This is a genomic window from SAR324 cluster bacterium (assembly GCA_029245725.1).
In the GTDB taxonomy this organism is placed as follows: domain Bacteria; phylum SAR324; class SAR324; order SAR324; family NAC60-12; genus JCVI-SCAAA005.
This window is the reverse complement of record JAQWOT010000319.1, coordinates 1-8,938: the sequence shown is the minus strand read 5'-3', so window position 1 is coordinate 8,938 and position 8,938 is coordinate 1. Positions and strand designations below refer to the sequence as shown.

Sequence of the window (8,938 nt, the reverse complement as noted above, 5' to 3'; positions counted from 1 at the left end):
CAAGAGTTCCAGAACATGCCAAAGCAGATATCTGAAATAACAGTAGCATACTGGAGTACCAAGGGGCTGGGTGCTCCATTGCGCCAGATGGTTCTTTATGCAGGAGTTCCTCTAAAATGCATTTTTTATAAAACTACGACTGTAAAAACTCATGACGGATTATCCTTCAGTGGTTCACATTGGACGGATGCCAAACCAGCACTTCAAGAGCTAAATCCTCTGATCAACTTACCTTATATCGAAGTGGATGAGGAGGATCAAAAGATTGTTTTCACTCAGTCGATTGCATGTATGACAGTAATTGGTAGAAAGCTTGGCATGCTAGGGTCAAATGTGGTGGAGAATGGACAGTGCGAGCAGTTGCTTTGTGAAATCATGGATGTCAGAAACAAAATGGTGGAGTTTGCCTATACTTACCACGAAAATCAAAAACAAGTGGCAGGAGAATTATTTGATGCAACTATGGTTGCGTCGAAGGGTTCATTCAAAAAATTGGAGAGCTGGCTGGAATCAAAGAGAGCATCATCTACAAATCGCTATCTGGTAGGTAGTGAAGCAACTGCAGCAGATTTTGCGCTCTTTGAAATGCTGGACCAATATGCCGAAATGATTCATTTTTTTGAATTGATCCCCTGTCAGAACAAAAAACCTGAAGAGATTCTTGAATCTTGCGATAAAAGCAATCTGGCAAACCTTTATGAGCACTTTAAGAATTCACCCAAGATGGAAAGGTATTTCCAGTCTCTACTGAGTGATCTTCCCTTCAACAATAAAAGTGCTTCATTTGGATCTGGAAAGGGTGGCGAAAGATGGAATGCAGAAATTGATTTGGATTCTACGCCAGACTTAATTCAATTCGACTGATGCAATGAGTCTGAATTTTGGAACCCTTAGGTAATTTACTTAATTTCTGGCTAAAACTCTTGGGTCTACAACCAAAATATACCATTGGGCTTTTTCGTTAAGAAAATCGATTTGCTTGAAGTCTGACTGATGATCAGTTCAAGCAATTTTCTCAAGCGAATAAACATCAGCAACAGCATTATTGGCAACATTCCATTCCTGAACTTTTGGTGATGACATGATGACCTGGAGACCTTCCATATCAGTCACGTTTAGAAGTCCAACAGCTGTATTGTCGTTCATTTTCGTCACTTCCCACGCAGAAGTACAGTGGCGAACGTCATCTCCAACCTCCTCCAGCATTGCCGTAAATTCTTCGTAAGAACAATCAAACTTTGTTACGATACAAATATTCATGGAATTCTCTTGATGAGAGGATTTGGGATTCAGTCGGATTGAATCCCGTTGGTAGTAGCAGTTATTTCAGAGGGGTGGCCCCTGTTTCCGATCGTGTAACCTTACCATCGCGAATGTTATAGACTGCCATCAACGTTTCATTCGACCCATCAGGATATTCGTTGAAACTGTGTACAACTCCGATCTCATCATTTTCATAAATCACCCTGAAATCTCGCATGACAGCTGTAGGCCCATCACTATTCCACCAATCCCAACTTAGCATCTCTGACTTAGTGACTTGGGTTCCACTTTGATGACGTATAAAGATGAAATCATCTGCCATTAATTTTTCCATGGTTTTTACATCTTTAGCCTCAAAAGCATCATGTAATTTCTTCATCAATCCCATTTTTTCCTTTCTAAGTACGTGTGATCTTATTCACTGATTCGGTGCATGATACGCAGAAACCACTTTATTTGCTGTCTCCATTGCCGCAGTCATCGACTTTGAGTCAATAATCTCAATTGCTTCAATCGATTCCATCGTGCCAGTTGATGAGGTAACCATCTCCAAAGCAGCAATATTTTCTGCTGTACCCTCAATAATGAAAACTGATTCTGCAGTACTCACACTAAAATAGACTTGGTGCAAAATCATTCAAAGTGCTTCAATAAGTTTACGACCACCAGCTTCTCGATCCTGCGGACTATCAACCATTCCCTTGAATGCTGCGTTAGTGTACTTCGCCTTTGCCAGATATAGAGCCATACTTACTCCTTGTTTTTCGTTCAATGATTCTGTTGAAGCTTTAACTCATCAAAAAATAGAATCAATACAACTAGATAGTAAGCAGAAGAAATTTTCAAATGATCTCTTCGTCTGAGTAAAGTTCTGAAAAGATCTCAATTCTAGAATTAATTGATGCCTCAATCACACAGCGCCTCACACGGCACACCATCCCCATCCCTGTCCAGATTCTTCATTCCACACTGGATCAAATATGCTTTAGCTTCATCACAGATGCTCATATCTTTGCAGTATTTCTTGGCTGAACAATCTACTCGAGCAACGGGAAGCTTTGCACTGAAAGGATTGATCGAGCCACTGCATTCTTCTGCCACGATCGGCATTTCTGCTTCTGCACCCATAAGGGATCTCAGGACTGCAATTTCTTTGGGATCTGAGGTCAAACCCCACTTCAGTTTCACAGCAACCCAAGCTTGAGCATATTCGATTTGATAGGCTTTGTTGGGTGGTAACCATTCTGCGGGGTCACCAGCGCCTTTCTGCCGGTTGAGGCCTCGATCTACTGCAATCAATGTATTAGGATCGCTCAGGTCATTGGCGTAATCACGTTTCCTGTAAGCATCCCAGGCGTGTCCACCAGATTCATGTGCTTCTTTCAATGGGACCAGGTGGTCGATATCAAGTTTTGTGGCGTCAGTGATCACCTTGTCCGAATAGGAGTCATTCCAGTTTCCTGAAACCACTCTACAGCCTTTCTCTGTCTTGAAGACCACCGGTGAAGTAGATTCAGCAATTAACACCTCGTGACGAGCGTTCTGGCAATCACGGTCTTCATCGATCCAGTGCTGCCAATCTTTACGATCATAGGATGGGCAGCGGGGGGAACTGGCTATTGCTGTTGTTACTTGTAAAGACAGCAGAAGCAGAATTAGATATAGCATTCGATCTGCTCTTCATCGAGGGACGGGTGTTGATCAGATAAGTTAGAAGGAAGAAAGATACCACATCCTATTGTGTCAATGCCGGCTGTAGTTGCAGAAAGTGGTTGTTGCAGGTGTGTTCGTTTCTGTCGATTAACGAAACCAAACCGTATCAGCGGCTGAAAATCGAGGATATTTTCATCAAATCAATAGCTTCTGTGCCTTGACTTCAATTGGCTTTGGTGGGATACGTCGGCAATTCTACTCTTTTGCAGGAGGCTATCCTGTTGTGATTTAGCTGAACTTGATGAATTTGAGGTATTTATGATCAAGCATACAGGTGGTTGCTATTGTAAGAATATTACTTATTCAACTGAATATGATCCTATGTTGGTTTTCAACTGCCACTGTCTTACCTGCAAAAAGCTAACAGGAGCAAGTATGGCAACAGTGGTAGTTTTTTACGAATCTGAAGTTGAGTTTTCAGGTGACCTCAAAGTATTTGAATACAAAGGAGGTAGCGGACAATCCGTATACAAATATTTTTGTGAAAATTGTGGCTGCAGACTAATGACCAAAGTCGATCTAATTGAGGGATTGATCTATGTAGATTTTGGTACTTTTAATGATTGGAATTCATTCAAACCAAAAGTTGAACTCTGGAATGAATATAAATCTATTTGGATCGGGGAGTTTGACTGTGTTTCAACAGTTTTTGAAGACAACGGGACGCTAGAGAGAATTCAAATGTGTTTAGAAAATCTGGATCAAAGAGAGTAAATTCACTCTGATTCTATTATTTAATACCAAGTTCCCAAAATTCCGTATAGCCACAAGCAATGGCTCCGTGATGCGATTCTTCATCGCTGTACAAATTCCCTAAACCAGTAAGCCCCATCAGCACTTAGAAAGGGCAGGAAACTCAGCAAATGCTCAATCCCATAGGCTCTGGATGATCTTCTAGAAGCTGTAGATTTGAGCTTCTCCTCCAATTTCCTTTAACCAAGATTCAAAAAGTTGATGTTTTTCTTTCGATTCAATCCAGTGGTGATGTAGGCCTTCATCTGTTTCATAAATTTCAACCAATGTCATTACTACTCTCCCAGTTTTCTCAGGCAGCTTCGCATCAGAAATGAGGCACTTTCTTTCCACTCTGGTCCAGAAGAAACAAAGTATTGAATTAGTTTCAAGGGACCATCCTGATAACTCTTCTCCTACATGAGCTCAAGATGAACGCTCACAGTATCGATCCACCGCCCTGCGACTTCTTCATTTTGTAAAATAACAGTCAGGGTAGTTAGGGTCTTACCTTTCAGGGCATTTGCCATTTGTTATCCTCCATATGCTGTTGTTCTTGCTATAAATCAGGTGACTGAATAGCCACCCAGTTGCTTATGGATCCTCGTAGTCTTCCTAGTTCCAGTCTTATCCTTCAGTGGGTCCATAGTCTAATTCTTCAAGTATCAATGTCTTGGTTGATTAAGCAATCATTTCAACCGAGCTGAAGCATAATTTGGATCATGTAAAATTTAACTAATGACAAGGAGCGAGTGGTTGTGAATTTGGGAAAGATTATATGTAAATGTTTATATCAGCTAGCACTAGGATTTTATTTATCAGCTTTCATCATTTGAATTAGAAAAAGTGCACTTAACGCCCAAAAAACACAGAGCACATACATATTAAACGTGAGACCAATATTTTTAGCGGTATAACCAACTACAGCAGGGCCAAATATAAATCCTGAAAAACCAAGTGTTGTTAAGTTCGAAACTGCTAAAGAAATAGGTTCATTTGTAACTTTAATTGCTTGACGTATTACGATGGAAATGAAGTTAGCTGTAAATAATCCAAATAGGACTAATGCAGGTATAATTATATATAGGTTCGAAGTCAATATACTTAAAAATAAAATTAAAGAACCAAGAATTGGTAAATATCCTCCGACAAATCTTTCACCAAAAAAATTAATGATAAAACTAGCCATTAATCTTGCAATTATCTCACCTGTATTAAAGAAGACTATGACTAGTCCACCAAGGAAAAGCGGTGCCATTAAATCTTTTGTTAACCATAAAGATGACCAATCAATAATAATACCAAGAGTTGCAAAATTCATCATCAGTAATATACCAAATATTAATATCTTTCTCTCGGGTAACTTGAACTTATCTACGAGATCATTATTTTCCTCAACTCTTGGCATTCCAAGAAAATAAACTACAATAGCAGACAGTAAGATTATAATACCCATTACGGCAAATGTGATCTGGGGATCAATGTCTTTCTTTATCACGTAAGCTGCTACTAGTGCTCCAGATAACGATCCAGCACTCATACAAGCCTGATATAAAGGTGTATAAATTTTATTTGTTTTACTTTCTATGTACGAAACTAAACTTTGATTGGTTGGAAATACAAAGCCAATAGCTATTCCAAAAGGTAATGCGACAAGCATAAACATAGAATAAGAATTGACAGAGACAAGTAAAAAAGGACATATTGAAAGAATAATTGTGCCAATTATAATAATATTTTTTGCACCAATTTTTGGGGCAATTAATCTTCCGGTTATTTGGTTACTTAATAGATTAAAAATACCAAATATAAAAAGCCATAATCCCAAATCAGTTTCTGCAATTTTTAATCGTTCTAAATTCCAAGGAATGTAGACAAAATAAATTCCAATTGTAAAAAGAAATAAATACATATTTTGCATCGAAGAAATCATCGAGTTTCGATAATGTTTTGCTATTCTAATAAACATTTATTTATACTTTTAATATCTAAAAATTAACCTAATTAAATTTAAAAATTTTTCTCGATGAGTAAAAGGTTTCATCCTGGAGAAAATATGTCAGATTGATATTTTTAAAATTAGATCAACTGGTATCTTAAAGGAAAATCTTTTTAATTCAGCTGATGATTTTGATCTTCCAGAGAAAAGCCAGTTCTAAACCCAATTCTCGAAACCACCATATATTCTTCTTCTTTGTAATCAGGTCTTCTCTTTCTAATATTCTTTCTCAGATTCTTTCCAAAATTTTGCTCTCCAAAACTTGCTTCAAACTACTCATAATAAGACCAAGTCTATCCTTTTCCATCCTAGGGTAACGATCCGGTTCTCAACCCTCAGTTTTTTGAGTTAGTATCTTCCCTTCTTTACATGGTTTGAGTGATAGCGCAGCCGAATCTCTCAAGATTCTTAAATCTACGGTAAACCATGATTGTAAGATGTTCTTCACTTTCAGAAACTACTTAGTACGCGCCAAGAACTGCAGAATCACTGGGTGTTCAAAGTGTAATTTTATTGTTATCTAGATCGAATTTTATACAGTTTGTGTGATCCACCGCCGAATATTCTGGATGGTAGAGTTAATCAACCACTGTGAAATCTCCCTTAAATCCAAGTCGTCACGCCTGCACATATGTTGCTGCTTTGCTCATTGACTTATCTCAACTTTCCACCCTGATTTTCATTTTTAATGAATTCCCAATTCCCTACCGCTTGACCTTGGTGTGCTTTGCTCAAATTACTGTCCGGCTAAAATTCTCCGAGCTTTTCAATTGAGAGCACACACAAGACCTCTTCCTCGTTCCAGTAGTCACGTTTCACAAATCTGATAATGATCTTGCCACAAAATTCTTTCAGACTTCCCTCTACACTCTGGCATTACCCTTACTTTGAAGCTGTCATTCTCCATCTTTGAAACAATTTGATAGTCAGTTTTCTCTTCGTCCCCCCCAGGGTATGGATAGTTTGCATCAATGCAACCTCTCATTTTTGTTCTGTCTAGAAAGACCGCAGCCACGCTGTCATCCCCATTCAGTTCTGTCATCAGTTGAGCAAAGCAACCAGGAGGAATAAGTTCATTCGTTGTTTGAAATTTACCCTGCTTTACAAAGTATTCTCTAGTTGTTGAACTTTTAGAACATTGATTTGGGTTCATTTCCCCTATTTTCTGCTGCGCATTAATTTGCTGAGTAATTGTTAGGAGAAAGTATAAGAAGCAGGTGACTTGAAAAAGTAGGTTTTTCATGGTCTTGTCCACAGTCTCATTTCAATAACAGTCAATTTGAATAGTTCCCATCAAGTATCAAGATTGCCATTGATGGGACGTTCAGTGTTTTTTCAACAGACACTTCTTGATTTCGTTCAACCCCAAGCTAACTGTTTGGCATCTGTTTTTTCAACAAGAAGAATTCGGATTCTCCTCTTAACCAGAAAAATTAATCTGAGTTATCAAAATGAAACCACTCCACAGACGTCCACTGCTAAAAAAATTGCTATAGCAGGATTAAGTATTGGCTCTGTTGGTTCACTCGTATCTTGTTCTGCTTCAGGTGGAGGATCGGGTGAAAGTGATAATGCTACGGTTGGCCTGGAGCCAGATACTCCTGTTGGTGAATCTGACAATGTTAGTAATTCCTCAGATGTGGATTTAGATGAGGGTTTAGAGATTAGTGATAATGCAACAGTTGAGGCAGATTCAAACAGCTCGATTGATGATACTGGAAATGCAAGTGAATCTTCAGATGCAGATTCGAGTGAAAGCTCAGAAGTTAGTAACAATGCAACAGTTGAGGCAGATTCAGACAACTCCATTAGTGATGCTGAAAATGAAAACAATTCTTTTAATGTTGATTTGATAATTGATACTACTGACAGTAATTACAGTGTCTTAGCGAATCCTGGTGGTTCGTTGGCATTCAATGGTGTCAACGGCATACCCAGTCCAGGTGTACTAGTAAATCGAACCAGTCAAGATTCAGTAGATGTAGTAAGCCGCTACTGCACACATCTAGGTTGCGTCGTTGGGAATAATTATGTTTGTGCTTGCCACAACAGTCGATTTGGTAAGGATGGGAGTGTTCTTCAGGGTCCAGCTTCTGTTCCTATTAAAACCTACTCCACAACAGTGAGCAGTGACAGCATCCTGATCTACTTTTCTTAGCTGTGTTCCTGAAATAAAGATGTTTTACAATTCAAATGAATTCATGTTGGTAATCTTCAGTTAATTTCATCAACCAAAAAAATAGCTGGGAATCACTTGGTTTCTGGACTTTCCCCTCGCTATCCTCCGAGTCTATTCAAATGGTTGACATACTTGGAAGCACCATCACATTGCATCCTTCAACCAATCCAAAAGAGGAATCATGCAGTTTGGACAAGCTGATCATACCAATCTAATTATTGGACTCTGGACATTCGGCATAGTGGGAGTCTGCGTTTCACTAGCAGTACTGGAAACAGTGATGCAAGTGCCAGCTATTCAGTAACCAGAGTTTTGAATCTGAGTCGAGTTGGGGTAAAGCTCACCTCTGAGCACTACCTGTGATGTGCAAATATGTCACGTAACAACAGTACCAGCAGGGTCGAAAAATCCCTGAAATCAGTCGTCAATCAATAGTGCAGTTCAATTGCTCACGATGCTCCAATTGGATTCTGAACCTAACTGAATCACGGAATAATTTACAGTTACTCTGCGATGAAGTAGAACCTCAATCAATCCCACCAACTTGATCCCGGCAAGAACAGAATTTTCAGAATGAAATTCGTTTAAGAACAATCTCTACGATTTCAACGGAGCCAATATTGAGTGAGTGAGTCAAAGATCTTTTGAATCAGTATTTTGAAAAGGAACTCGGCAATTCATTTATTCTACCGGATGCCGACAATGTCAGGAAGCAGCGAGAAACATTCAAGGAGCGCTTTGGGCCGGAGAGATTAGCGAAAATGAGTGGTCCAGAACTGCTTCGAGAACTTCCCTACAATGTCTCCGGTAATCAACCGATGGATTACTGGTTTGAGTTCAAGAACGATGATTCATTTAATACCAGACTGTTTGGAAGCATCAGAGGAGGGTCCACCACCAAATTTGGCACCTGGCAGGATAAGAATACGCTGAAGTGGAGAGTAAAAAAAAGCTGGGGCAAAAGAGATTATAGAGATTAGTGAGGATGAGGCAATTGAAGTGGTTAATTCGCGACGAACAGAGATTCTCAACACAGTCACAATTTTAGAAAA

General features: G+C 39.2%; 13 protein-coding genes. 5 read left to right on the top strand and 8 right to left on the bottom strand.

Features of this window, described 5'->3' with window-relative positions:
• The coding region (locus tag P8O70_16885; GenBank protein ID MDG2198516.1) for a glutathione S-transferase family protein at positions 1 to 864 on the top strand (864 nt) is incomplete at its 5' end.
• Positions 865 to 1,002: 138 nt separating this feature from the next.
• Here the strand turns inward: P8O70_16885 and P8O70_16880 are convergent.
• The 5 genes from P8O70_16880 to P8O70_16860 all read right to left on the bottom strand — a co-directional run bounded on the left by P8O70_16880 (position 1,003) and on the right by P8O70_16860 (position 2,931).
• Positions 1,003 to 1,260, bottom strand: coding sequence for a hypothetical protein (locus P8O70_16880; GenBank protein MDG2198515.1), 258 nt, complete (start codon positions 1,258 to 1,260; stop codon positions 1,003 to 1,005).
• Between the two features lie 61 nt (positions 1,261 to 1,321).
• A complete protein-coding gene (locus tag P8O70_16875; GenBank protein ID MDG2198514.1) occupies positions 1,322 to 1,642 on the bottom strand; it encodes a nuclear transport factor 2 family protein in 321 nt (106 codons plus the stop codon).
• Positions 1,643 to 1,681: 39 nt separating this feature from the next.
• Positions 1,682 to 1,900, bottom strand: a complete 219-nt coding sequence (locus P8O70_16870) for a hypothetical protein (protein ID MDG2198513.1) — start codon at positions 1,898 to 1,900, stop codon at positions 1,682 to 1,684.
• On the bottom strand, positions 1,901 to 2,035 hold the full coding sequence (locus tag P8O70_16865) for a hypothetical protein (GenBank protein ID MDG2198512.1): 135 nt from the start codon (positions 2,033 to 2,035) through the stop codon (positions 1,901 to 1,903). It lies immediately after the preceding gene.
• 134 nt (positions 2,036 to 2,169) lie between these two features.
• On the bottom strand, positions 2,170 to 2,931 hold the full coding sequence (locus P8O70_16860; protein MDG2198511.1) for an excalibur calcium-binding domain-containing protein: 762 nt from the start codon (positions 2,929 to 2,931) through the stop codon (positions 2,170 to 2,172).
• Positions 2,932 to 3,234: 303 nt separating this feature from the next.
• Here P8O70_16860 and P8O70_16855 point away from each other — a divergent pair, with 303 nt between their 5' ends.
• Positions 3,235 to 3,690 carry a GFA family protein gene (locus P8O70_16855; protein MDG2198510.1) on the top strand — a complete coding sequence of 152 codons (456 nt, stop codon included), beginning with the start codon at positions 3,235 to 3,237 and terminating at the stop codon, positions 3,688 to 3,690.
• A gap of 180 nt (positions 3,691 to 3,870) precedes the next feature.
• Here P8O70_16855 and P8O70_16850 read toward each other — a convergent pair whose 3' ends face one another.
• The 3 genes from P8O70_16850 to P8O70_16840 all read right to left on the bottom strand — a co-directional run bounded on the left by P8O70_16850 (position 3,871) and on the right by P8O70_16840 (position 6,950).
• Positions 3,871 to 4,002: a hypothetical protein gene (locus tag P8O70_16850; protein MDG2198509.1), complete on the bottom strand. Its 132-nt coding sequence runs from the start codon at positions 4,000 to 4,002 to the stop codon at positions 3,871 to 3,873.
• A 517-nt stretch (positions 4,003 to 4,519) separates the two neighbouring features.
• Positions 4,520 to 5,641, bottom strand: a complete 1,122-nt coding sequence (locus P8O70_16845) for an MFS transporter (GenBank protein MDG2198508.1) — start codon at positions 5,639 to 5,641, stop codon at positions 4,520 to 4,522.
• A gap of 874 nt (positions 5,642 to 6,515) precedes the next feature.
• On the bottom strand, positions 6,516 to 6,950 hold the full coding sequence (locus P8O70_16840) for a hypothetical protein (GenBank protein ID MDG2198507.1): 435 nt from the start codon (positions 6,948 to 6,950) through the stop codon (positions 6,516 to 6,518).
• A gap of 72 nt (positions 6,951 to 7,022) precedes the next feature.
• On the opposite strand from P8O70_16840, the gene P8O70_16835 reads away from it, so the two are divergent.
• From P8O70_16835 to P8O70_16825, 3 genes are all read left to right on the top strand, one after another.
• Positions 7,023 to 7,865, top strand: a complete 843-nt coding sequence (locus P8O70_16835; protein ID MDG2198506.1) for a Rieske 2Fe-2S domain-containing protein — start codon at positions 7,023 to 7,025, stop codon at positions 7,863 to 7,865.
• A gap of 202 nt (positions 7,866 to 8,067) precedes the next feature.
• Positions 8,068 to 8,190: a hypothetical protein gene (locus tag P8O70_16830; GenBank protein ID MDG2198505.1), complete on the top strand. Its 123-nt coding sequence runs from the start codon at positions 8,068 to 8,070 to the stop codon at positions 8,188 to 8,190.
• A 340-nt stretch (positions 8,191 to 8,530) separates the two neighbouring features.
• Positions 8,531 to 8,866: a hypothetical protein gene (locus tag P8O70_16825; protein ID MDG2198504.1), complete on the top strand. Its 336-nt coding sequence runs from the start codon at positions 8,531 to 8,533 to the stop codon at positions 8,864 to 8,866.
• Positions 8,867 to 8,938 lie beyond the last annotated feature (72 nt).